Source organism: Streptomyces sp. BB1-1-1, from assembly GCF_031597775.1.
GTDB lineage: Bacteria > Actinomycetota > Actinomycetes > Streptomycetales > Streptomycetaceae > Streptomyces > Streptomyces thinghirensis.
The window spans coordinates 2,272,140-2,296,471 of record NZ_CP134203.1 but is presented as its reverse complement, the minus strand read 5'-3'; the positions used below and the strand labels follow the sequence as shown (position 1 = coordinate 2,296,471).

Annotated in this window: 20 protein-coding genes; 16 read left to right on the top strand and 4 right to left on the bottom strand. The window is 70.7% G+C overall.

From position 1 onward, the window contains the following. Positions 1-9: 9 nt before the first annotated feature. Together RI578_RS10595 and RI578_RS10590 are read right to left on the bottom strand one after the other, a co-directional pair. Entirely contained in the window at positions 10-1,239 is a 1,230-nt protein-coding gene (locus RI578_RS10595) for a hypothetical protein (RefSeq protein ID WP_310870862.1), read from the bottom strand. A gap of 214 nt (positions 1,240-1,453) precedes the next feature. After that, positions 1,454-3,397 carry an acyl-CoA dehydrogenase gene (locus tag RI578_RS10590; protein ID WP_310870861.1) on the bottom strand — a complete coding sequence of 648 codons (1,944 nt, stop codon included), beginning with the start codon at positions 3,395-3,397 and terminating at the stop codon, positions 1,454-1,456. Positions 3,398-3,807: 410 nt separating this feature from the next. On the opposite strand from RI578_RS10590, the gene RI578_RS10585 reads away from it, so the two are divergent. Continuing rightward, on the top strand, positions 3,808-4,488 hold the full coding sequence (locus RI578_RS10585) for a ScbR family autoregulator-binding transcription factor (RefSeq protein WP_310870860.1): 681 nt from the start codon (positions 3,808-3,810) through the stop codon (positions 4,486-4,488). A 107-nt stretch (positions 4,489-4,595) separates the two neighbouring features. Beyond that, positions 4,596-5,825, top strand: coding sequence for a cytochrome P450 (locus tag RI578_RS10580; protein ID WP_310870859.1), 1,230 nt, complete (start codon positions 4,596-4,598; stop codon positions 5,823-5,825). A gap of 123 nt (positions 5,826-5,948) precedes the next feature. Here the strand turns inward: RI578_RS10580 and RI578_RS10575 are convergent, their stop codons facing one another. Then, on the bottom strand, positions 5,949-6,623 hold the full coding sequence (locus RI578_RS10575; RefSeq protein WP_310870858.1) for a ScbR family autoregulator-binding transcription factor: 675 nt from the start codon (positions 6,621-6,623) through the stop codon (positions 5,949-5,951). Positions 6,624-7,004: 381 nt separating this feature from the next. Here RI578_RS10575 and RI578_RS10570 point away from each other — a divergent pair, with 381 nt between their 5' ends. Together RI578_RS10570 and RI578_RS10565 are read left to right on the top strand one after the other, a co-directional pair. Next, the gene (locus tag RI578_RS10570; RefSeq protein WP_383556450.1) at positions 7,005-7,754 is read left to right on the top strand and encodes a response regulator transcription factor; all 750 of its coding nucleotides are present in this window, start codon (positions 7,005-7,007) and stop codon (positions 7,752-7,754) included. A gap of 183 nt (positions 7,755-7,937) precedes the next feature. Beyond that, positions 7,938-9,710, top strand: coding sequence for a biotin carboxylase N-terminal domain-containing protein (locus tag RI578_RS10565; RefSeq protein WP_310870856.1), 1,773 nt, complete (start codon positions 7,938-7,940; stop codon positions 9,708-9,710). A gap of 88 nt (positions 9,711-9,798) precedes the next feature. On the opposite strand, the gene RI578_RS10560 is transcribed toward RI578_RS10565, so the two are convergent. Continuing rightward, positions 9,799-10,773, bottom strand: a complete 975-nt coding sequence (locus RI578_RS10560) for a hypothetical protein (RefSeq protein ID WP_310870855.1) — start codon at positions 10,771-10,773, stop codon at positions 9,799-9,801. A 298-nt stretch (positions 10,774-11,071) separates the two neighbouring features. On the opposite strand from RI578_RS10560, the gene RI578_RS10555 reads away from it, so the two are divergent. From RI578_RS10555 to RI578_RS10500, 12 genes are all read left to right on the top strand, one after another. Beyond that, complete coding sequence (locus tag RI578_RS10555) at positions 11,072-12,352, top strand: MFS transporter (RefSeq protein WP_310870854.1); 1,281 nt, start codon at positions 11,072-11,074, stop codon at positions 12,350-12,352. A 69-nt stretch (positions 12,353-12,421) separates the two neighbouring features. Beyond that, positions 12,422-13,081, top strand: coding sequence for a TetR/AcrR family transcriptional regulator (locus RI578_RS10550; protein ID WP_310870853.1), 660 nt, complete (start codon positions 12,422-12,424; stop codon positions 13,079-13,081). A gap of 39 nt (positions 13,082-13,120) precedes the next feature. Then, positions 13,121-14,686 carry an acyl-CoA carboxylase subunit beta gene (locus tag RI578_RS10545; RefSeq protein ID WP_310870852.1) on the top strand — a complete coding sequence of 522 codons (1,566 nt, stop codon included), beginning with the start codon at positions 13,121-13,123 and terminating at the stop codon, positions 14,684-14,686. A gap of 323 nt (positions 14,687-15,009) precedes the next feature. Beyond that, positions 15,010-15,339, top strand: a complete 330-nt coding sequence (locus RI578_RS10540; RefSeq protein ID WP_310870851.1) for a TcmI family type II polyketide cyclase — start codon at positions 15,010-15,012, stop codon at positions 15,337-15,339. Continuing rightward, positions 15,336-16,607 (top strand): beta-ketoacyl-[acyl-carrier-protein] synthase family protein, encoded by a 1,272-nt coding sequence (locus RI578_RS10535; protein ID WP_310870850.1) that lies wholly within the window; start codon positions 15,336-15,338, stop codon positions 16,605-16,607. The genes RI578_RS10540 and RI578_RS10535 overlap by 4 nt, the downstream gene beginning before the upstream one ends. Further along, positions 16,604-17,827, top strand: a complete 1,224-nt coding sequence (locus tag RI578_RS10530; RefSeq protein ID WP_310870849.1) for a ketosynthase chain-length factor — start codon at positions 16,604-16,606, stop codon at positions 17,825-17,827. Before RI578_RS10535 ends, RI578_RS10530 begins: the two co-directional genes overlap by 4 nt. Positions 17,828-17,843: 16 nt before the next feature. Continuing rightward, a complete protein-coding gene (locus RI578_RS10525; protein WP_310870848.1) occupies positions 17,844-18,107 on the top strand; it encodes a phosphopantetheine-binding protein in 264 nt (87 codons plus the stop codon). Between the two features lie 152 nt (positions 18,108-18,259). After that, positions 18,260-19,045 carry a 3-oxoacyl-ACP reductase FabG gene (gene fabG, locus RI578_RS10520; RefSeq protein WP_310870847.1) on the top strand — a complete coding sequence of 262 codons (786 nt, stop codon included), beginning with the start codon at positions 18,260-18,262 and terminating at the stop codon, positions 19,043-19,045. Positions 19,046-19,066: 21 nt separating this feature from the next. After that, the gene (locus RI578_RS10515; protein WP_310870846.1) at positions 19,067-20,002 is read left to right on the top strand and encodes an aromatase/cyclase; all 936 of its coding nucleotides are present in this window, start codon (positions 19,067-19,069) and stop codon (positions 20,000-20,002) included. Positions 20,003-20,050: 48 nt separating this feature from the next. Beyond that, on the top strand, positions 20,051-20,878 hold the full coding sequence (locus tag RI578_RS10510) for a 4'-phosphopantetheinyl transferase superfamily protein (protein ID WP_310870845.1): 828 nt from the start codon (positions 20,051-20,053) through the stop codon (positions 20,876-20,878). Then, entirely contained in the window at positions 20,833-22,314 is a 1,482-nt protein-coding gene (locus RI578_RS10505) for an FAD-dependent monooxygenase (RefSeq protein ID WP_310870844.1), read from the top strand. Before RI578_RS10510 ends, RI578_RS10505 begins: the two co-directional genes overlap by 46 nt. After that, complete coding sequence (locus RI578_RS10500) at positions 22,311-24,296, top strand: SDR family oxidoreductase (RefSeq protein ID WP_310870843.1); 1,986 nt, start codon at positions 22,311-22,313, stop codon at positions 24,294-24,296. Before RI578_RS10505 ends, RI578_RS10500 begins: the two co-directional genes overlap by 4 nt. Positions 24,297-24,332: the final 36 nt, after the last annotated feature.

The window sequence follows — 24,332 nt, the reverse complement described above, 5'->3', positions numbered from 1 at the left end:
CCCTCGCGGTCACTGGCCGGCGAACTTGCCGCTCACCGCGTCGAACACACCCTTGGCCTCCTCGCCCAGCCGCGGACCGGCCAGCCAGCCGGCCGTCACCGGGCCGATCGAGGTGTTGGACACCAATGCCGGCTTGCCGTCGGAACCGGCCGCGACCCAGCCGCCACCGGACGAACCGCCGGTCATGGTGCAGCCGATGCGGTACATCGTCGGGTCGGAGGCGCCGATCGACAGCCGGCCCGGCTTGTCCTCGCACTGGTACAGCTTCTGGCCGTCGTACGGCGCCGCGGCGGGGTAGCCGATCGCCTTGAGGCTCTTCACCTGGGGCACCGCGGGCGCGTCGAAGTCCACCGGGAGCGCGTCACCGACCGTCTCCTCCAGGGACTTGCCGTCGCTGCCCTTCTCCGGCGTCACATGGATGACGGCGTAGTCGTACGAGGCGCCGTCACCGCCCGTCGCGCCGCCCTGCTCGATCCACTGGTCCGAGGTCTGCGCCCAGTCGCCCCACCAGACGCCGTACGGAGCGACCTCCTCCTTGGTGGCGTTCTGCAGTTCCGCGGTCGACTTGCCGGCGTCGTTGTACGAGGGCACGAAGGCGATGTTGCGGTACCAGCCGCCCTTCTTGCCCGCGTGCACGCAGTGGCCGGCCGTCCAGACCAGGTTGGACTTGCCCGGGTTGGCCGGGTCCTCCACGACCGTGGCCGAGCAGACCATCGAGCCCTGGGGGGAGTCGAAGAGCAGCTTGCCCGCGGTGGCCGCGCTGTCGTGGTACTTGGGCGGCATGGCCTGTGCCTGCACCGGCTGCGGCTCCGGGTCGGTGACGCCCTGGTCACCGGAGAGGTCGCTGTCGTCGACCTCCTGGTCCGGCTCCTGGGCGTCCCGCATGCGGTCCGGGTCCCACAGGTCCTCGATGATCGGGTTGACGTAGTCCTGCGCCTCACGCAGCCAGTCGTCCTTGCTCCAGTTCTTCCAGGCGCCGTTCTTCCACTCGTCGACGTCGATCCCGTGTTCTTTGAGCTTGTCCTTGATGTGGTCCGGGATCCGGATCTCGCCGTTGCCGCCGTCCGCGGCGGACGCGGAGGCCGAGGCGTCGCCGCCCGCCTCGGGGTCGCCGGACTCGCAGGCGGTGGCGGTGAGCGCGAGTGCCGAGACGAGCGCAACGGCGACCGGCACGGGGGAGTTTCTGCGCCGCCCGCGCCTGTGCCCGCGCGTGGTGAACGACGGCCGTATGGATCGCATGCTGGTGATTCCCCCTATGGTGAACTGCCCTGGAACGGCACCACACACTATTCGTTCGCTGTGGGGGAGTTCCGACGGAACGGCAACGGTTCGGATACAAGCCGTCTGACCTGGCAAGCGTCCGTCGGGTGCGGGCCGGGTTCTGCCGACGCGTCCGGGCGAGGCGACGGCCGAGCCCGGGTGGCGAGGTCGTCCACCCGGGCCGTGCGTCCGCCTACTCGCCGATGTCGGCGTAGTCGGCGAGCGGGACGCAGCCGCTGTTGGCGATGGGCACCGCGTCCAGGTACCCGGCGGGCAGGTCGAAGGCGTCGACCAGGGCCGTCATGTACGGGGCGAGGCCGCCGGTCACCGTGTCGAGGACGGTGGGCAGAGCACGGACCTGCTCGGTGCTCATGTGTCCGTGCGCCAGCAGGTCCCCGGTGCGCTCACGCACTTGGTGCAGCAGGAACAGCAGGCAGAGTCGTTCCAGCAGTTCACGGGCCTGCGGCTCGCGGGCCAGGAAGACCGCGTCGAGGAAGGCGTCGGCCGCACGCAGGGAGGCGTGGGCGGAGACCATCTCCAGGGCCGCCGACGAGGTGGCGTTCCAGCGGGCGACCGGGTCCTTGGCGGGCCCCTGCCGCAGCGCCAGGCGCGCACGGGCCTGCCAGACGGCCTCGGACCGGGCCAGGAGGTGCCGCAGGAAGTGGGGGTCGACGAGGTCCTCTGCGCCGGTGGCCGGGACCGGCCACCCATCCTTCTCGGCCTCGTGGTGGAAGACCAGTTCGGAGGCGGCCTTCGCCCAGATCACGAGGTTGTCACCCTCGGCGGTCACCGTCCCCTCGACGTACTCGGGGAAGCCGGACAGACCGTTGACGGCGAACAGGCCCTGCGCGCCGCACCGTTCGCGGCACTCGACCGTGATGCCGCGGGCCTGCCAGGTGATCCAACCCTTGGCGACGGCCACCAGGCGTTCGACGTCCTCTCGTTCCTCGTCGGTGTGGCCGCCCCACCGGGAGAGCACCGAGCGGTGCAGGAAGGTCATGGCGTACGCCGTGGACAGCGCACCGAGCAGTCGGCTGTGGTGGGTCCGGTACGCGTTGACGGCGATGCGCTCGCCCGCCCTGGGCCCGCTGACGTGGCGGTGCTCGCCGTAGCGGACGGCGATGGCCAGGGCGGCCCGGGAGGCCCCGACCGCCGCGCCGCTCATGCACAGCTTCCCCACCGTGACTCGCCCGATCGAGCGCAGGAATCGTTTGCGGCGGTTGCCGAGGGTGCTGCTCAGCGTGCCGTCGCCGCCGAGCCGGCCGTGCTCCGCCTCCAGCAACGCCTCCCGGGGCAGCCGCAGCCGGTCGAAGGCGGTGAGGCAGTGGTCGACGGGCGCGCCGGAACGGAAGGGCAGCCGACGTACCCGTACGCCGGGCAGCAGGCCTTCGTCGTCGCTGAGTGGGGTGAGGAAGAGGAAGACGCCCTGGTCCTGTCCGCCGACGAGGAGACGGGCGGCGACCACCGCCGTTTTGGGGCCACCGGTCGTGCTGGTGTTGGGCATGAACTTCTGGGCGCCGGGATGCGGCGTGTTCAGAATGAAACCGCCCGTCTCGGGATCGAGTTCGGCGGTGGTCTCCAGCGCGAAACTGTCGTTGCCGTGCTCGACTTCGGTGCACAGGAAGGTACCGATGCGCCGCATGGACGTGAACTCGGTAAGGTCGCGACGCGAGTCGCCCTCGTGGTCCAGGAGGCTGCCGAGGAACAGGTTGTAGTGGATGCTCGCCACCGTGCACAGGCCCCCGCCGCCGTCCACGATCGCCGCCCACTCGTGCAGACTCGCCAGCCGGCCGGCGTCCTCGGCGAGATCCTCGGGTGTCGGAACAGCGTCGTTGACCATGCGCAGCCAGTCGTAGGACCGGGCGGCCTGCTCGGCGGGTGACAGGCCCGGGCGGTGTCTGAACGCGCTGTCGGCCATCAGTCGCTGCCAGGGGCGGTGTATCCGCTCCCGCTCCCCCTCGCGGTCGAAGAGCAGGCGGGTGAGTTCCCTGGTGGGTGTGGTGCCGGTCGTCCCGAAGTCGCCGAACGCCAGGCTTTCGAACGCGCGCAGATCGTCCGCGAGGGACTGATCCGGATGAGTGGTCGCGCGGTCCCGCGCGGTGGGGTGTTGCTCGGTCCTCGATGTCAGAAGGGCCATGACCCTCTCCCCCGTGAGTTGCAGATCCGGATGGTTGGACGTGCAGTGCCAGAAGATACGGACCTACCGGTTTTATTATCAAGTCAAGAGTTGGCAAATTGGCGTTCTCTCGGGACCTTTGGCGGGTGTGATCCGACGCGCCCGGCACTAACGGAATACGCGCTTCAGCTTGGTGTTCAGGGCATATGCCCAGCCGTTGAGTGGTGCCGGCTTCTTTGTTGAAAAACCGGCGCCATGGTTTGTTAATGGGCTGGCCACTCGGGGATATTGCCCTTATGTCGTTCTTGCGCCGATTTCGGTGGCCCTCGAGTGTGCGGCACTTGATCCTGGGCGCGGCCGAGTGACAGAATACGAACCTGTCGGTTTTCTTTTGCTCGAGCAGGTACCGGGCTGACGCGGAGGTGTGGAGCGTGGCACTGCAGGAACGCGCGATCAGGACGCGCCACTCCATCCTGGTGGCGGCCGCCTCGGTGTTCGCCGACGTCGGCTACGAGGCGGCGACGATCTCGGAGATCCTGCACCGGGCCGACGTGACCAAGGGCGCGCTGTACTTCCACTTCTCCTCCAAGGAGGAACTGGCGCAGGCGGTGCTGTCCGACCAGGTCGGCGCCGTGCCCGAGCCGGCCCCGCAGGAACTCGTCCTCCAGCAGGGTCTGGACTCGACCTTCCTCCTCGCCCACATGCTGAGCACCGGTGACGCGATGGTCCGCGGCAGCATCCGGCTCACCGTGGAGCAGGGCGTCCCGCGGGACGGGTTGAACCGGCAGACGCCGATGGCCGGCTGGATCGAGTACAACGCAGCGGTTCTGGCCCGGGCCAAGGCGAACGGGGAACTGCTGCCCCAGGTCGACGTCGAGGACACCGCGCGGATGTTCGTCGCGGCGTTCACCGGAGCCCAGATCCTGTCGAAGATCATGACCGGCTACGCCGATCTCATGGACCGGGTCGCCGACATCGAACGGCACCTGATGTCGAGCGTCGCGGTCCCGGCCGTGCTCGTACGACTGGACATGGGAGCGGACCGCGGAGCCCGTGTCTACGAGCAGGCGGTGGAACTGCGCCGGCAGGCGCAGTCGGAGGCGGTCGGCTGACCGGTGCATGTCCCGGGGCGCGGTGACGGGCGCTCCGGTGCGGGGGGCGTTCCGCATGGCGAATGTCAATGCGTTGGGCAAGACCAACTCAGGGAGTGCCAATGGGAATGACAGCCTGTCCTTACGCGCTGGACGTGACGGGGCAAGACCTCGTCGGGGAGGCGGCGCGGCTGCGGGCCCAGGGGCCCGCCGTGCAGGTGGAGTTGCCCGGAGGGGTGATCGCCTGGGCGGTCGTCGGGCAGGAGTACGTGGAACGGCTGCTGACGGACCGCCGGGTGTCCAGGGACGCCCGACGGCACTGGCCCGCCTTCATCTCCGGGGAGATAACGGAGCAGTGGCCGCTGTATCCATGGGTGGCCAACGAGAACATGCTCTTCTCCTATGGGGAGGACCACACCAGGCTGCGCCGGTTGATAGCCGGGGCATTCACGGCGCGCCGGTCCGGGTCCCAGCGTCCGAAGGTGGAGCGGATCGCCGGCGAGCTTCTCGACGAGATGGGGCAGACCCCGACCGGGACACCGGTCGACCTGAAGACCGCGTACGCCGACCTGCTGCCGTTGCGGGTCATCTGCGAGCTGTACGGCGTGCCCCGGGGCGAGGCCACGGACGAGCTCAGCGCCGCGCTCCACACGGTGTTCTGCAGCACCGTCACCGGGGAGGAGATGGGGGCCGCGCGCCTGCGCGCCTACGGCCTGCTCGCCGAGCTGGTGAAGAACAAGCGGACGCAGCCGGGTGACGACCTGACCACGTCACTGATCCAGGCGAGGGACCAGGAGGACCGGCTCTCCGAGGAAGAACTCCTCGGCACGCTCTTCATGATGATCGCCGCTGGTCAGGACACCACGGCGATGCTGATCACCAACGCGGTCGCCGAGCTGCTGAGCCATCCCGAGCAGCTGGAACACGTGCGTGCCGGCCGCGCCGGCTGGAGCGACGTGGTCACCGAGACCCTGCGGGTGCACACGCCTCCGGCGTTCGCCCCGATGAGGTTCGCCGTCGAGGACATCGACCTCGACGGTGTGCTGATCAAGCGGGGTGCCCCGATCATCGTCGCCTTCCACGGGGCCGGCCACGAGGCGGAGCGGCACGGGCCGGACGCCGGCCGCTTCGACCTGCTGCGGGACAAGCGCGACCACCTCGGCTTCGGCCACGGTACCCACCGGTGCCTGGGGGCCCCGCTCGCGGAGATCGAGGCGGGGGTGGCCTTCGCCCAGCTCTTCGAGCGGTACCCGAAGATGGAACTGGCCTGCGCGCCGGCCGAACTCCGGCCCATACCCACCTTCATGCTCCATGGGTACGGCGCGCTTCCCGTCCTGCTCGGCCCCGCCTCGGCCTGACGCTCGGTACTCCGCCGGCCGACTCCGCCGCCCCGCCGGGACGGCGGAGTTCCCGCGTTCGGGTTGCGTCCCTTGGGTCCTGCCCCGGCTGCCCACCGGTGAGGCGGCGGACATGCGTCGCGCTCAGCGGGAGCCGGCCGGATCGGAGCGCCGGAACGGTATGAGCACCGGCGCGGGGGCGGCGATCAGGGAGTCCGTGCCCTCCGGGTCGACCGCCACGTGCGCCTCGGCGACGGAGGGCAGCAGCAGCCGCCAGTAACGGCTGAGTGAGCGGCGGGACAGCCATTCGTGATTCTCCCGGCTCAGTATCTCGAACCCGGTGGTCGCGGCGACCAGGGCCATCACCAGGTCGCGCTGAGGCAGACCGGGCTTGAGCGAGCCCTCGTCGGCGGCCTGGGCCAGCAACTGCTGCACGCAGCTCTGCCACTCCTGGCGGAGACTGAGCCCGGTGCGCAGTGTGTTGTCGCAGTTGAGCCGGAAGCCGGCCCGCACCACCACGTCCTGACGCAACAGATGTGCCAGGACGTGAGAGACGTCGACCAGTGTCTGCAACGCGTTCGGCTGATCGTCGTACGCCTTGCGCGCCGACCGGCGAAGGATCCGGCCGGCCTCGCTCTCCACGGCGTCGGCCACGGCGGTCTTGTTGGGGAAGTGGAAGTGGAGCGCCCCGGAACTCACACCGGCTCCCGAGCTGATCTCCGCCAGGCGTGCCTGCACGTATCCGCGTTGCTCGAACAGCTCGGCCGCGGAACGGATCAGGGCGTGACGGGTGCGGATGGCCCGTTCCTGTTTCTTCACCGATTGGCTCCGTTGCGGAGTGTGCCTGGTGTGGCGGGGCGGCAGGGGAAGCGGCACGCGCACGGTGCGAACCGGGGGAGCGAGTGCCACCCCCGCAGTATAAAACCAACTTTGCGGTTTTGTATGTACGGCGGCATCACCGATTTTCGGACAGGGATGCTTGTTGTGTTCGGGGATTGATGCAGCTGTAGGGCGATTTATTGCTGTTTGGCAGGTCCGTCGACGCGTTGCCGGGTCGCCGCCTGGTGGGCCCGTGAAGATTGACAAACCGGGCTCGCGGTTTGTAATGTCCCGGCGAACGGTCTACTTGTAACGCGCCTATCGCGCGGACGTGGGGAGTTACAGATGAACCGCCAGAGCACAGACCTCCTGGAACCCCGTATGACACGACGCCACGGAGCCCCCCACACGGCTCCGCCCATATCCGGGTCGCCCCTCGTCGACGCGGCTGCGCCGCCACGGCAGGGTGCCCTGCGGCTGCTCGTCGTGGAGAACGAGGCACGGGCCGCCGACTCCCTGGTGCAGGGGCTGCGCCGGCACGGCTACACGGCCGAGAGCGTGCCCACCGGCGCCGAAGCGCTGCGGACGCACCAGAGCTCGGACCTCATCCTGCTCGACCTCGACCTGCCCGACCTGGACGGTCTCGAAGTGTGCCGCAGCCTGCGGGCCACGAGCGAGACGCCGATCATCGCCGTCACCGCACGCGACAGTGAACTGGACCGGGTCCTCGGACTCCAGGCGGGTGCGGACGACTACATGGCGAAGCCCTACGGGTTTCGTGAACTGCTGGCCCGGATCGAGGCGGTGATGCGCAGGGTGCGGCCCCAGCAGCCGGTGGAGCAGGTCCTCATGCACGGTCCGCTGCGCATCGACGCGCGGGTCCGTGAGGTCTGGCTGGACGGGCGCAGCGTGGGCATGACCCGCAAGGAGTTCGACCTGCTGCACCTGCTCGCCGCCCAGCCGGGAAAGGTCGTCTCCCGCAGGCAGTTGATGACACAGGTCTGGGAGGACAGCTGGTCGCGTCCTGGCCGAACCATCGACACCCACGTCAGCAGCCTGCGGGGAAAGCTGGGGTCCAGTACCTGGATCATCACGGTACGCGGCGTGGGTTTCCGCCTCGGTCACCCGTAGGCACCCGACCGGGTCACTACGGCCGTTCGTCCTCCGCCGGGCCGCTTCCCGGTGGGGGACGAACGTGCTGCGGACGAGGGGAAGTATTTCTCACCAAGGTTTGTAGCGAAGTGGCTTGATCCCTGAAGCGAAGGCCCGCGAGTCTGGCGGGAGTTGTCCGTACGCTCAGGAAGGTGAGCCGTCGTGCGCAAGGTGCTCATCGCCAATCGTGGCGAAATCGCTGTCCGTGTGGCCCGGGCCTGCCGGGACGCCGGGATCGCGAGCGTGGCCGTCTACGCGGACCCGGACCGGGACGCTCTGCATGTCCGCGCCGCTGATGAGGCGTTCGCCCTGGGTGGTGACACCCCCGGCACCAGCTATCTGGACATCGCCAAGGTCCTCAAGGCCGCGCGCGAGTCGGGTGCGGACGCCATCCACCCCGGCTACGGATTCCTTTCCGAGAACGCGGAGTTCGCCCAGGCGGTCCTGGACGCGGGTCTGATCTGGATCGGCCCGCCCCCGCACGCCATCCGCGACCTGGGCGACAAGGTCGCCGCCCGCCACATCGCCCAGCGCGCCGGCGCCCCGCTGGTCGCGGGCACCCCGGACCCGGTCTCGGGCGCGGAGGAGGTCGTCTCCTTCGCCAAGGAGCACGGCCTGCCCATCGCGATCAAGGCCGCCTTCGGCGGCGGCGGCCGCGGCCTCAAGGTCGCCCGGACCCTGGAAGAGGTCCCCGAGCTCTACGACTCGGCGGTCCGTGAGGCGGTGGCCGCGTTCGGCCGCGGCGAGTGCTTCGTCGAGCGCTACCTCGACAAGCCCCGCCACGTGGAGACCCAGTGCCTGGCCGACACCCACGGCAACGTGGTCGTCGTCTCCACCCGTGACTGCTCCCTCCAGCGCCGCCACCAGAAACTGGTCGAGGAAGCCCCCGCCCCGTTCCTGTCCCAGGAGCAGCTGGCCGAGCTGTACGCGTCCTCCAAGGCCATCCTGAAGGAGGCCGGCTACGTCGGCGCCGGCACCGTCGAGTTCCTGGTCGGCACCGACGGCACGATCTCCTTCCTGGAGGTCAACACCCGCCTCCAGGTCGAGCACCCGGTCACCGAGGAAGTCGCGGGCATCGACCTGGTCCGCGAGATGTTCCGCATCGCCGACGGCGAGGAACTCGGCTACGACGACCCGGAGCTGCGCGGCCACTCCTTCGAGTTCCGCATCAACGGCGAGGACCCCGGCCGGGGCTTCCTCCCCGCCCCCGGCACCGTCACCCTCTTCGACCCGCCCACCGGCCCCGGCGTCCGCCTGGACGCCGGCGTCGAGTCCGGCAGCGTGATCGGCCCGGCCTGGGACTCGCTGCTGGCCAAGCTCATCGTCACCGGCCGCACCCGCGCCGAAGCCCTCCAGCGCGCCTCCCGCGCCCTGGAAGAATTCACCGTCGAGGGCATGGCCACCGCCATCCCCTTCCACCGCACGGTCGTCCAGGACCCGGCCTTCGCCCCGGAACTGACCGGCTCGACCGACCCCTTCACGGTCCACACCCGGTGGATCGAGACGGAGTTCGTCAACGACATCAAGCCCTTCACCGCCCCCGCGGACACGGAGGCGGACGACGAGATCGGCCGGGAGACCGTCGTCGTCGAGGTCGGCGGCAAGCGCCTGGAGGTCTCCCTCCCCTCCAGCCTGGGCATGAGCCTGGCCCGCACCGGTCTCGCGGCCGGCGCCAAGCCCAAGCGCCGCGCGGCGAAGAAGTCCGGCCCCGCCGCCTCCGGCGACACCCTCGCCTCCCCGATGCAGGGCACCATCGTCAAGATCGCCGTCGAAGAGGGCCAGGAAGTCCAGGAAGGCGACCTGATCGTCGTCCTGGAAGCCATGAAGATGGAACAGCCCCTCAACGCTCACAAGTCCGGCACCATCAAGGGCCTGGGCGCCGAGGTCGGCGCCTCCGTCACCTCCGGCGCCGCCATCTGCGAGATCAAGGAATGAAGCCGCCTGCCACGAAAGAGGGGCGCCCGGCGGACCACAACGGTTCGCCGGGCGTCCCTCTTCCGTGAAGCAGAAGCCCCGGGGACGTTCAGCGGGCGTTCGCCGCTGTCACCACGCGGTCGAGCGTCTCGTACACGTCGACCCCGTGGTAGAACGTCCGGCCGGAGCGGTTACGGCGGCGCCACTTCCGTGTGCTCGCGTGCCGGTAGATACTGCCCACCGGAATTCCCCAGAGACTGGCGATGTCCGCCGCGGTCACCCAGCGCACCTCCTGCCCGGCATCCGCCGGACCGGGCTCCGGTGTCTGTGTCCCGGTCGCGCGGCCCTCCTCAGCCGAGCCCGCACCGGGCGACGCCGTCGCCAACGAACCCGTCGCCGACGACTCCGCCGACAACGACTTCGCGGCGCCGATGCGGCGGCTCAACTGCAGCCACTCGTGCCCGAACCAGGAGTGGGAGCCATCCGCGTCGCACGTGATCTCGGCGGGCACCTGCGGCTGCTGCGGCCGTACGACCGCGGTGAGCGCGCCCGGACACCCCGGCTCCACGCAGCCTCCGATGACGACGTGACGGCTCGGCACGGGATCGATCACACCGCGCGCCTTGCGCACCAGCCGCGCCACCTCGCCGGACACCTCACCAGCCGCGTTGTGCGCCGCGAGCCAGTCGCCGTGCCGGGCCAGGAACTGGGCCAGGGGGGCGACGGACCGCCGCGGACCGGCCAGGCCGCGTTCTTCCACCACCATGGAGGCCCAGGAGGCGAGCACCCCCAGAATCGAGGTGCGCGCGTCGGCCGCACGGGAGTTGAAGGGCATCCCCGGCAGTGGCCCCCCGGAGGTCTTCTCCCGGCACGGGCCGCTATCTCCTCCCAGCCGCAGTCCGCACTCCTCGTACAGGCCCGGCAGCCGCATCAGCTCCAGCAGCAGGCGCCGGTGGCAGGGCGGGCACAACCGGGAACCGGCGACGGCCGGCCGCCGGGGACGTCCGGCGGCCTCACCCCGGACGCAGCCGGCGCCGACGCACGTCGCCGTCCCCATGTTTCTGCGGATGGTCTCCTCGATCACTGTGACTCCCCCTGATTTTCCGGTAATGGCGGCAACGCTATTCGGGGAAATGCGGGCGGACAAGTGTCGAGAGTGTCTTCTATACAACTCGTTACGGAACTCGAAAGGTTACAAGATTTCCTGCGCAATCTCTGACGTGAATGTGGGACGAGCCGGACGCGCACGGCCCGCTCGGACGAAATGACATAACCGTCACCAGGATTGACCGTAATCTGACATGAAACGCATTGACCGGTCCGGGCCGGACCGAAGAAGCTTTACGGCAGAGTCCCCCGCAGTGCGCCAACCGAAGGACGAGATGTCTTCCCTCCTCGCCGGTGCGTTCCAGTCCCTGACCATTCGCAATTTCCGGCTGTTCGCGGCGGGACAGCTCGTCTCCGTCGCCGGCACCTGGATGATGGTCGTCGCCCAGGACTGGCTCGTCCTCTCCCTCACCGGTGACTCGGGTACCGCCCTGGGCGTGGTGACGGCCCTCCAGTTCGCGCCCCTGCTGTTGCTCACCCTGTACGCGGGCGGCCTCGCCGACCGGTACGACAAACGCCGGCTGCTGGTGGCGGCGAACCTCGCCTCAGCCGTCCTGGCGCTGCTCCTCGGCCTGCTCGTCCTGACCGGCGAGGCCCGGCTGTGGCACGTCTACCTCTTCGCTCTCGGGCTCGGCACCGTCAACGCGGTGGAGACGCCCACCCGTATGTCCTTCGTCAGCGAACTCGTCGGTGCCGACCTGCTGCCCAACGCGTCGGCCCTCAGCGCCGCGTACTTCAACTGTGCCCGGGTGGTGGGACCGGCGCTCGCCGGGCTGATGATCAGCTGGTTCGGCACCGCGACCGTGATGCTCCTCAACGCGGTGAGCTACGGGGCGACCGTCGTCGCCCTGCGGCTGATGCGCCCCGACGAGCTGCACCGCCCGGAGCGGCGCCCCGCACGCGCCGCCGTCCTGGACGGCGTACGGCACATGATGGCGCGCCGCGATCTGCTGCTGCCGATGGTCCTGGTCGCCGCGGTCGGCATGCTCGGCTTCAACTTCCAGCTGACCCTCCCACTGCTGGCCAAAACGGTCTTCCACACGGACGCCGCCGCGTTCGGACTGCTCACCACCGCCTTCGCCGCGGGATCCCTGCTCGCGGCGTTCACCACCACACTGCGCCGCGGGCGGCCCCGGCTCGGCCTGGTGATCGGAGCGGCCATCGGGTTCGGCACGCTGGAGACACTGGCCGGACTCGCGCCGACCTACGCCCTGGCGGCCGTACTGCTGCTGGGGACCGGCTTCGGCTCGATCTACTTCGCGCAGGCCGCGAACCACCGCATTCAACTGGGCACCGACCCCGCCTACCGGGGCCGGGTCATGGCCCTCTACACCCTGGTCTTCCAGGGCACCACGCCACTCGGCGCACTTCTGGTCGGCGTCCTCAGCGAGAGCCTCGGGGCGCGCTCCGGCCTCCTCGTGGGCGGCACGGCCTCGGTCCTGGCGGCCATCGCGGTGCTCCTCGTCCACCTGCGCGGCCGGCACCGCGTACCCGGCGGGACGGACGTCGCGGACACCGGCGCGGCCCTTGAGGGACAGACCGACCGGGCGGGCTGAGCGCGGCCGAACGCCCGCTCCCGCCCCGGCGGCCAGTACGGAAACCACACATCAACGGGAGGAACACCCATGACCACGCAGCAGGCAACCATGGCGCGCGTCCAGGCCGGACCGGCGGAGGAGCGCCAGGCGATCGTGCGGGCGGCCCGTGCCGTCTTCGCGCGGGAGGGCTGGACGCACACCGGCGTCAAGGACGTCGCCGAACAGAGCGGCCTCGAGGAGGCCACGGTCGTCCACTACTTCCGGGACAAGGAGCAACTGCTGCTCTCCGTCCTCCTGGAGGGCGCCGCCGCGGTCTCCGCCGCGCTGACGGTCATCGCGGAGGACCACCTCGCCGAGATCACCGACCTGGAGCAGGACCTGGCGGCCCTGGGCCGCGCCTGGCTGACGCCGCTGTCCGCCTTCCCGGAGCACTTCGCCATCGTCCGCCACCTCGGTGCCGAGATCACCACACGGCCGGCCGGCGTCCTGGAGATGTGGCAGACCGCCGGCCCCCGGCAGGCCAACCGGGAACTGGCCCGGCGCCTCCAGCGCGTGGCCGACCAGGGCCTGCTCGCCTTCACCGACGCCGAGCACGCCGCCGAACGCTTCATCCAGCTGGTCGCGGGCGGCGTCGTCCAGCGCTCCTTCCACGGCGCCCTTCCGCTCCCGGACTTCGAGACGGAGGCGCTGGTCACCACCGGCGTCGCGGACTTCATCCGGCTGTACCGGCCCGGATCCGACCGCTGATCGCCGTCACCCGACGACCCAGGGAAGGTGGGGAACACCATGGCCACAGCGCACGAGTCGATCCAGTCCCGGATCGACGAGCTGACCGAGATCAAGGAGACGGCGCGGCTCGGCCCCGACCCGGCGGCCACCGAACGCCAGCACGCCAAGGGCAAGCTGACAGCCCAGGAGCGCATCACCCTCCTATTGGACAAAGGATCGTTCAACGAGGTGGAGAGCCTGCGCCGGCACCGGGCCACCGGGTTCGGCCTGGAGGACCGCAAGCCGTACAGCGACGGCGTGGTGACCGGCTGGGGCACCGTGCACGGCCGCACCGTCTTCGTCTACGCGCACGACTTCCGGATCTTCGGCGGCGCGCTCGGCGAGGCGCACGCCCAGAAGATCCACAAGATCATGGACCTGGCCGAGGCGGCGGGCGCACCGCTGGTCTCGCTCAACGACGGGGCCGGCGCCCGTATCCAGGAGGGTGTCACCGCGCTCGCCGGCTACGGCGGCATCTTCCAGCGCAACACCCGCTCCTCCGGCGTCATCCCGCAGATCTCCGTGATGCTCGGCCCGTGCGCGGGCGGCGCCGCCTACTCGCCCGCGCTGACCGACTTCGTCTTCATGGTCCGGGACACCAGCCAGATGTTCATCACCGGCCCGGACGTCGTCAAGACGGTCACCGGCGAAGAGATCAGCCAGAACGGACTGGGCGGCGCCGACGTCCACGCCGCGACCTCCGGCGTCTCCCACTTCGCCTACGACGACGAGGCCGAGTGCATCGAGGACGTCCGCTACCTGCTCTCGCTGCTGCCCGCCAACAACCGGGAACTGTCGCCCGTCGAGCGTTCCGGCGACCCGGCCGACCGGCTCAACGACGCGCTGCTCGACCTGGTCCCGGCCGGCGCCGGACAGGCGTACGACATCCGCAAGGTGATCGAGGAGGTCGTCGACGACGGCGAGTACTTCGAGGTGCATCCGCTGTGGGCCGCGAACATCGTCTGCGCGCTGACCCGGCTCGACGGCCACGTCGTGGGCGTCGTCGCCAACCAGCCCGCCGCGATGGCCGGAGTGCTGGACATCGACGCCTCCGAGAAGGGCGCCCGCTTCGTCCAGTTCTGCGACGCGTTCAACATTCCCCTGGTCACCCTGGTCGACGTGCCGGGATTCCTGCCCGGGGTGGACCAGGAGCACAACGGCATCATCCGGCGCGGCGCCAAGCTGCTGTACGCGTACTGCAACGCCACCGTGCCACGGATCTCGCTGGTGCTGCGCAAGGCGTACGGTGGCGCCTACATCGTGATGGACTCCCGTTCCATCGGCGCCGACCTGGCCCTGGCCTGGCCTACCAACGAGATCGCGGTGATGGGGGCCGAGGGCGCCGCCAACGTCGTCTTCCGCCGGGAGATCAACGCCGCCGAGGACCCCGACGCGGTCCGTGAGCGGCGCATGGCGGAGTACAAGGACGAGCTGATGCACCCGTACTACGCGGCCGAACGCGGACTGATCGACGACGTGATCGACCCGAGGGAGACCCGCTCGGTGCTGATCCGCTCCCTCGACATGCTGCGGGCCAAGCACGCCGACCTGCCCTCGCGCAAGCACGGCAACCCTCCGCAGTGACCGGCCCCGGGGCACCGGTGCACGCTTCTCTGTAGTGCAGCGGTGATTCACCTGTGGAACCGGACGCGTATTTGCATCGATCGCCCTTGATATCGGGCCCGAATGCGAAGAACATTGATGTCAGAGTCCGGCGCTTTGTCGCTGCACCACGAGCTGCATCCCGAGCTGAATCCCGCTCAGGCGCCCGCTCTTTCCTTCCGGCTCGGTCCGGTTCCGGCCCGGCGTTCTTGTCGCCCGGCTTTGAATTCCCTCCTCCGGAGGCCGTGAGTTTTCCGGCGCCGTCGGCTCCGCACCAACGACTGGACAACTTGGAGAAGAATCGCATGCACAGCAACCTGATCGTGGCCAGGATGGACCTCGAGTCCGGCGGGCAAGTGGCCGATCTCTTCCGGGAGTTCGACGCCACCGAAATGCCGCACCGAATGGGAACGCGCCGGCGTCAGCTCTTCCACTACCGCGGACTCTACTTCCACTTGCAGGACTTCGACGGTGAGAACGGTTCGGAGCAGATCGAGCAGGCCAAGACCGACCCCCGGTTCGTCCGGATGAGCGACGACCTGAAGCCGTTCATCGAGGCGTACGACCCCCCGACCTGGCGCTCGCCGGCCGACGCCATGGCGACCCGTTTCTACGACTGGGAGGCGAAGGCGTGAGCGGGCGGCGCGTAGTCATCACGGGCCTGGAGGTGCTGGCCCCCGGTGGCGTGGGCACCGACGCGTTCTGGTCCCTGCTCAGCGAGGGCCGCACGGCGACCCGTGGCATCACGTTCTTCGATCCGTCGCCCTTCCGCTCCCGGGTGGCGGCCGAGATCGACTTCGACGCGGAGGCCCACGGGCTCAGCCCGCAGGAGATCCGACGGATGGACCGGGCGGGCCAGTTCGCGGTGGTCGCCGCCCGCGGCGCCCTCGCCGACAGCGGCCTCGACCTGGCCGGCAGGCCTCCGCACCGCACCGGCGTCACCGTCGGGACGGCGGTCGGCGCGACGATGGGCCTGGACGAGGAGTACCGGGTCGTCAGCGACGGCGGCCGGCTGAACCTGGTCGACCACACCTATGCGGTCCCGCATCTGTACAACTACCTGGTGCCCAGCTCCTTCGCCGCCGAAGTGGCCTGGGCCGTGGGCGCCGAAGGCGCCAACGCCGTGGTGTCCACCGGCTGCACCTCGGGCATCGACGCCATCGGCTACGCCATCGAGCTGATCCGCGAAGGCTCCGTCGACACCATGATCGCGGGCGCCACCGACGCACCGATCTCGCCGATCACGATGGCCTGCTTCGACGCGATCAGGGCGACCACGCCCCGGCACGACGATCCGGAGCGGGCCTCGCGTCCCTTCGACAGCACCCGCAACGGTTTCGTCCTCGGTGAGGGTTCGGCCTTCTTCGTCCTGGAGGAGCTGGACAGTGCCCGCCGCCGGGGCGCCCGTATCTACGCGGAGATCGCCGGATACGCGACGCGCAGCAACGCGTACCACATGACGGGACTGCGCCCCGACGGCGCGGAGATGGCCGAGGCGATCCGGGTCGCGCTGGACGAGGCGCGGATGAACCCGGAGCAGATCGACTACGTCAACGCGCACGGCTCGGGCACCAAGCAGAACGACCGGCACGAGACCGCCGCGTTCAAGAAGAGCCTGGGCGAGCACGCCTACGCCACTCCGGTCAGCTCCATCAAATCCATGGTCGGCCACTCCCTCGGTGCCATCGGCGCCATCGAGATCGCCGCGTCGACCCTCGCCATGACCCACAACGTCGTGCCTCCCACGGCCAACCTGCACGAACCCGATCCCGAATGCGATCTCGACTATGTGCCGGTCACCGCCCGGGAGCACAAGACGGACGCCGTGCTGACCGTGGGCAGCGGCTTCGGAGGCTTCCAGAGCGCGATGGTGCTGGCCCGGCCGGAAAGGACCGCCGCATGAGTGCCTCCGTAGTGGTGACCGGACTCGGCGTCGTCGCCCCCAACGGGCTTGGCACCGAGGAGTACTGGTCCGCGGCCCGGGTCGGCAAGAGCGGCATCGGGCGGCTGTCCCGCTTCGATCCCGCCCAGTACCCGAGCAGGCTGGCCGGTGAGATCCACGGCTTCACCGCCGAGGACCACCTGCCGAACCGCCTGATGCCGCAGACCGACCGCATGACCCGGCTGGCGCTCGTCGCCGCCGACTGGGCGCTCCAGGACGCCGGAGTACGCCCCGAGGAACGGCCCGCGTTCGACATGGGCGTCGTCACCTCCAGCGCGTCGGGCGGCTTCGAGTTCGGCCAGCGAGAGCTGGAACGACTGTGGGGGCAGGGCAGCGAGTACGTCAGCGCCTACCAGTCCTTCGCCTGGTTCTACGCGGTCAACAGCGGCCAGATCTCCATCCGCCACGGCATGAAGGGTCCCAGCGGCGTCGTCGTCAGCGACCAGGCGGGTGGTCTGGACTGCGTCGCCCAGGCACGCCGCCAGGTCCGCAAGGGCACGCCGCTGGTCGTCTCCGGCGCCGTGGACGCATCCCTGTGCCCCTGGGGATGGGTGGCCCAGCTGACCAGCGGCCGGCTGAGCACCGGAGAGGACCCGGAGACCGCGTACCTGCCCTTCGACCGACGGGCCGCGGGCCACGTACCGGGCGAGGGCGGCGCCCTGCTCATTCTGGAGCAGGCGGACGCCGCCCGTGCCCGCGGGGCCAAGGCCTACGGGGAGATCGCCGGCTACGGCGCCACGTTCGACCCCAGGCCGGGCAGCGGGCGCCCTCCCGCCCTGCGCAAGGCGATCGAACTCGCCCTTGCCGACGCCGGAGCCGACGCCGCGGACGTGGACGTCGTCTTCGCCGATGGCGCGGCCGTCCCCGAGCTGGACCGGACCGAGGCCGAGGCGCTGAACGAGGTCTTCGGCACCGGCCGGGTCCCGGTCACGGTGCCCAAGACGATGACCGGAGCCCTGTACTCCGGCGCCGGCGCGCTCGACCTCGCGACCGCCCTCCTCGCGATGGAGGAAGGTCTGATCCCGCCCACGACGAACACGGAGCCGGACCGGGAGTACGGCCTCGACCTCGTCGTCGGCCAGCCGCGCACCACCGAGGTGCGCACCGCGCTGGTGCTGGCCCGCGGCCACCGGGGCTTCAACTCCGCACTGGTCGTCCGCGCCGCGGACCGACTCCGCTGAACCGAAAGGAAACGCTATGGCTGACCAGGAATTCACCCTCGACGACCTCCGCCGCATCCTGGTCGAGGCGGCCGGTGCCGACGAGTCCGTCAACCTCGACGGGGACATCCTCGACACCGACTTCGAGTCGCTGAACTACGAGTCGCTCGCCCTGCTGGAGACCGGTAGCCGAATAGAGCGCGAGTACGGCATCTCGCTCGACGAGGACGTGCTCAGCATCATGCACACCCCGCGCACGCTGATCGAGACCGTCAACTCCCGTCTCGCCGTCGCCGCCTGACACGGGACCCGCCGGGCCGCGCCCGGCCATCGCCCGGCATCCACGAACCCGTCGCCGCCCCCTCCTCCTCCCGAGGGGGCGGCGGCGCGTGCGGCGGTCGTACACACCGCATCAACCACCGAGCCACATCGGACCACTGGAGACGACAGACCATGCCAGACCAGGAGAAGCGGGTCGCCCTCGTCACCGGAGCCACCAGCGGAATCGGCCTCGCCGCCGCCCGGCTCCTCGCACAGCAGGGCCACCAGGTGTTCATCGGCGCCCGTGACGCCGACAGCGTCGCCGCGACGGTGAAGGAGCTCCAGGGCGAGGGCCTGGACGTCGGCGGCAGGACCGTCGACGTCCGCTCGGCCGACGGCGTCCGGGACTTCGTGGGGGCCGCGGTCGACGCCTACGGAAGCATCGACGTACTGGTCAACAACGCCGGCCGCAGCGGCGGCGGCGTCACCGCCGACATCGCCGACGAGCTGTGGGCGGACGTCATCGAGACCAACCTCAACAGCGTCTTCCGGGTGACCCGCGAGGTCCTCAACACCGGCGGCATGCGGCACAAGGACCGCGGCCGGATCATCAACATCGCCTCCACGGCCGGCAAGCAGGGCGTCGTGCTCGGCGCCCCCTACTCCGCCTCCAAGCACGGCGTCGTCGGCTTCACCAAGGCGCTCGGCAACGAACTGGCGCCCACCGGGATCACCGTCAACGCGGTCTGCCCCGGCTACGTGGAGACGCCCATGGCCCAGCGGGTCCGGCAGGGCTACGCCGCCGCCTACGACACGGACGAGGCGGCCATCCTCGAGAAGTTCCAGGCCAAGATCCCGCTCGGCCGGTACTCCACGCCCGAGGAGGTGGCCGGCCTCGTCGGCTACCTGGCCTCCGACACGGCGGCCTCCATCACCGCGCAGGCGCTCAACGTCTGCGGCGGCCTGGGCAACTTCTGACCATCCCGAGGAGGACTGACCATGACCATCCGTGAGGTCGAGCACGAGATCACCGCGGCCGCACCGGCCGCGACGGTGTACCGGCTGATCGCCGACGTGGAGAACTGGCCGCGGATCTTCCCGCCGACCATCCACGTCGAGCACGCGGAACTGGAGGCCGGGAAGGAGCGCATCCAGATCTGGGCGACCGCCAACGGCGAGGCCAAGAACTGGACCTCGCGCCGCACCCTGGATCCGGAGAGCCTGCGGATCGACTTCCGGCAGGAGGTGTCCACCCCGCCGGTCGCGGCCATGGGCGGTGCCTGGATCATCGAACCGGTCTCGCCGACCGAGTCGCGCATCCGGCTCCTGCACGACTACCGGGCCGTGGACGACGACCCCGAGCACCTGAAGTGGATCGACGAGGCCGTCGACCGCAACTCGCGCTCGGAGCTCGCCGCCCTGCGCACCAATGTCGAACGCGCCCACGCCGAGGACGCGCTCACCTTCTCCTTCGAGGACTCCGTCACCGTCGACGGGGCCGCCAAGGACGTCTACGACTTCATCAACGAGGCGGACCTGTGGGAGCAGCGGCTGCCCCACGTCGCCACCGTGCGCCTGACCGAGGACACCCCCGGCCTCCAGACGCTGGAGATGGACACCCGCGCCCGGGACGGCTCCGTGCACACCACCAAGTCGTACCGGGTGACGTTCCCGCACCACCGGATCGCCTACAAGCAGGTGACCCTTCCGGCACTCATGACGCTGCACACCGGCTACTGGACGTTCACCGAGACCGACGCCGGCGTCATCGCGTCCTCGCAGCACACCGTCGTGCTCAACACCGCCAACATCGCCCGCGTCCTCGGCGACGACGCCACCGTCGCCGACGCCCGGGAGTACGTGCACAAGGCGCTGAGCACCAACAGCAGAGCCACCCTCGGCCACGCGAAGGCGTACGCCGAGGGCAGGCGCTGAATCCGGTGCCGGCCAACGACGGCCGGCCGAGCACCCGCGGTGACCCCGATGCCCCCCGTACTCGGTGAGCCGCCGGAGCTCACGCTGTGGCTGGTGCGCCCGCCGCCGCCGGACAGCGCCGCGGCGTCCCGGCTGGCGGCGCGCGAGCTCGACGCGGCGGAAGCGCGGCGCGCGGAGCTGTTCGTGCGGCCCGAGGACCGGGTGCAGTACGTGTCGGCGCACATCGCGCTGCGCCGGATACTCTCGGCCGCCACCGGCTATCCGCCCGAGCGGCTGCGCCTGGGCCGCGAGCCCGGCCCGTCGTCCGCGCGGCACACCGGCAGGCCCGTGCTGCGGTACCCGCCCGCGCCGGTGCACTTCTCCCTGTCGCACAGCCACGGGCTGATCCTGATCGGCACGGCCGCGGTGGTCGTCGGCGTGGATGTGCAGCGCACACCGACGATCGAGACGGTGGAGCTGTGCGGGCCCACGCTGCATCCGGCGGAGTGGCGTGAACTGACGGCGCTGCCCGAGCGGTTGCGGCCGTCCGCGTTCGCGCGGCTGTGGACGCGCAAGGAGGCCTACCTGAAGGGACTGGGCACGGGCCTGCGCCGCAGGCCGGCTCTCGACTACCTGGGCGACGGAACCGACGCCGACGCCCCGCCCGGCCCGCCCGGCTGGATCGTGCGGGACGTGCTGGTCGGACCGCGGCACGCGGCCGCCGCCGCCCTGGCCGTGGCCGCGGAGCCGCTCATCACACTGCGATCGCTGCCGGTGGCCTGTCTGTACGACGGCGCGGCGGGAGTACCGCTGGCCGCCGCCCGGCCGCTGGCTTGGAGAAGGAGAGGTTCATGGACGCTTCGGTGGTCATTGTTGGAGCGGGACCCGCCGGGCTGATGCTCGCCGGGGAACTGCGTCTCGCGGGGACCGACGTCACCGTGCTGGAACGGCACCCTCGCCGCACCGGGGAGTCCCGGGGGATCGGTCTGACCATCGGCACCATGGAGGTGTTCGACCAGCGTGGACTCCTCGGCCGGCTCGGTGAGTACGAGACCAGCGGCATGGGCCACTTCGGTGGCCTGCCGCTGGACATGGGCGTCCTGCGAGCGGCCCACGAGGCGGCCCGCACCGTACCGCAGTCGGTGACCGAAGAGGCCCTGGAGGCCTGGGCGGGCGAACTCGGCGCCGACATACGGCGCGGCCACGAGTGCGTCTCCATCGAGGACACCGGCGACGGCGTGACCGTGAAGGTGCGGCACGACGACGTCGAGGAGACGGTCCGGGCCCGCTATCTCGTCGGCTGCGACGGGGGCCGGAGCACGGTCCGCAAGGCGGCCGGCTTCGACTTCCCCGGCACCGCGGCCACGACCGAGATGCTCCTCGCCGACCTGCGGGGCGTCGACCTGGAACCGCGTATGACCGGACAGCAGATCGGTGGCGGCTTCGTGATGGTCGCCAAGCTCGCCGGCGGGATCCACCGGATCATCGTCGGCGAGCGGGGCATCACCCCGCGCCGGCGCACCGAGGCACCCGAGTTCGCCGAGGTCGCCGATCTGTGGAAGCGCCTCTCGGGCATCGACATCTCGCATGCCGAGCCGGTCTGGGTCAGCGCCTTCGGCGATGCGACCCGGCAGGTCACCGAGTACCGGCGGGGCCGCGTCCTGCTGGCCGGCGACTCCGCCCACGTGCACCTGCCCGCGGGCGGCCAGGGCATGAACACCAGCATCCAGGACTCGTACAACCTGGGCTGGAAACTGGCGTCGGTGCTGCGCGGCGACGCCTCCGAGGAACTGCTCGACACCTACCACTCGGAACGCCACGAGGTCGGACGCGGCCTGCTCGCCAACACCCGGGCGCAGAGCCTTCTGGTGCTGGGCGGTGAGGAGGCCCAGCCGCTGCGCAGCGTCCTCGCCGAACTGATCCGCTACCCCGAGGTCGCCCACCACCTGGCCGCCAAGGTCAGCGGCCTGGACATCCGCTACGACGTCGGCGGCGGCGGCAACGCGCTGCTCGGGCGACGGCTCCCGCACCTGACGCTGACCACGGCGACCGGCGGGACGAGCAGCACCGCCCTGCTGCGCGCCGGGCGCGGTGTGCTCCTCGACCTCCACGACAACGCCGTGCTGCGCCGCCGGGCCCAGGGCTGGCGCGACCGCGTCGACATCGTGACCGCGAGCGCGGACGGTCTGCCCGAGCACAGCCCGGCGGCCGGCACCGCGGCCGTACTGCTGCGCCCGGACGGCTACGTCGCCTGGGCCGCCCCCGGCAGCCACCAGGACCTGAACTCGGCGCTGACCCGCTGGTTCGGGCCCGCCGCGGACCGGCCCCGGTGACCCGGCGCGACCCGGCCACCGACACGGCCGACGTGGTCGTGGCCGGCGCCGGGCCCGTCGGACTCTTCCTCGCCGCCGAACTGCGGGCGGGCGGCGCGAACGTCCTCGTCCTGGAGCGGCTTACCGAGCCGACGGGGGAGTCGCGGGCCTCCGTCCTGCACGCGCGGACGATGGAGATCTTCGCCGACCGCGGCCTGCTGCCCAGACTCGGCGAGCTTCCCGCGGTGGGGCCCGGCCACTTCGGCGGCCTGCGCCTGGACCTCGCCGAGGCCGACCCGGACCACCCGTACGCCGGGCAGTGGGAGTGCCTCCAGTACCACCTGGAGACCGAGCTCCAGCGGTACGCGCTCGACCTGGGCGCCGCGATCCGGCGCGGGCACACGCTGACCGGACTGCGGCAGACGGGCGACGGAGTCCGGATCGACGTACGCGCACCGGACGGCCGGGCCTACCGGCTCACCGCCGGCTACCTGGTCGGCTGCGACGGAGAACACAGCACCGTGCGCGACCTCGGCGGATTCGAGTTCGCCGGACACGACGCCGACAAGGTGATGCTGCGCGCCGACGTCGCCGGCATCGACCTCGACGACCGGCGGCTCAAGCGCTATGACGCCGGGGTCGCCACCGCCTACCGCAGACCCGACGGCACCACCCGGCTCATGGTCCACCGGTACGGCGAACAGCCGGTCGGTGAACCGACGTTCACCCAGGTCACGGAGGCCTGGGCCGCGGTGACGGGGGAGGACATCGGGCACGGGCGCCCGCTGTGGCTGAACCGCTTCGGCAACGCCTCCCGGCAGGCCACCGAGTACCGGCGCGGCCGGGTGCTGCTCGCCGGCGACGCCGCACACCACCAGATGCCGGTCGGCGGACAGGCCGTCAACCTCGGTCTGCAGGACGCGGCAGACCTCGGGCCCAGGCTCGCCCGGGTGGTCACCGGACGAGCCGGGCCCGACCAGCTCGACGCCTACCACGCGGAGCGGCACCCGGCCGGCGCGCGCACCCTGGCCAACATCCAGGCCCAGGCGCACCTGCTGTTCGGCCCCGACGAGGTCACCGCGCTGCGCGGGGTCCTCGGCGAGCTCCTGGAGTTCGGCACCGCCCGCCGGCACCTGGCCCGCATGATCAGCGGCCTCGACGCGCCGGAGCCGCCCCGGCGGTCCGCACCGGTCGCCCGGCCGCACCCCTCGCACACCCACCTACCCGGAAGGTCAACCGTGGACAGGCTCACCGACAAGACGGCCCTCGTCACCGGATCCAGTCGCGGCATCGGCAGGGCGACGGCGATCCGTCTCGCCCGAGAGGGCGCGCTGGTCGCCGTGCACTACGCGGCCAACGACGAGGCGGCCGACGAGACCGTCGAGCGCATCGAGAAGGAGGGCGGCAGCGCCTTCAAGGTCCGCGCCGAACTCGGCGTCCCCGGTGACGTGCACGAACTCTTCCTGGGGCTGGAGCGCGGACTCAAGGAACGCATCGGGGAGTGCCGCCTGGACATCCTGGTCAACAATGCGGCCGTCACCTCCACCGGCTCGGCGCCCGAGGACCTCACGCCCGAGGAGTTCGACCGCTACTTCGCCGTGAACGCGAAGGCGCCGTACTTCATCGTCCAGCGGGCCCTGGAGCAGATGCCGGACGGCGGCCGCATCGTCAACATCACCACGGGCGTCACCCGCACCTCCGTGCCCGACCAGGTGGCCTACGCGATGACCAAGGGCGCGGTGGAGCAGCTCACCTTCCAGCTGGCCCGGCTGCTCGCCCCGCGCGGCATCACGATCAACAGCGTCGCGCCGGGCATCACCGACAACGGCGGCGCGATCTTCGACAACCCCGAGGCCGTCGAGGCGATGGCCCGGTTCTCGGCCTTCAACCGGGTCGGCGAGGCCGGCGACGTCGCCGACGTCATCACCTTCCTGACCACCGACGAGGCCCGCTGGATCACCGGCGCCTTCGTCGACGCCACCGGCGGCACCCTGCTCGGCTGAGCCGCCGTCACCCGAACCGACCCAGTGTGAGAGGGA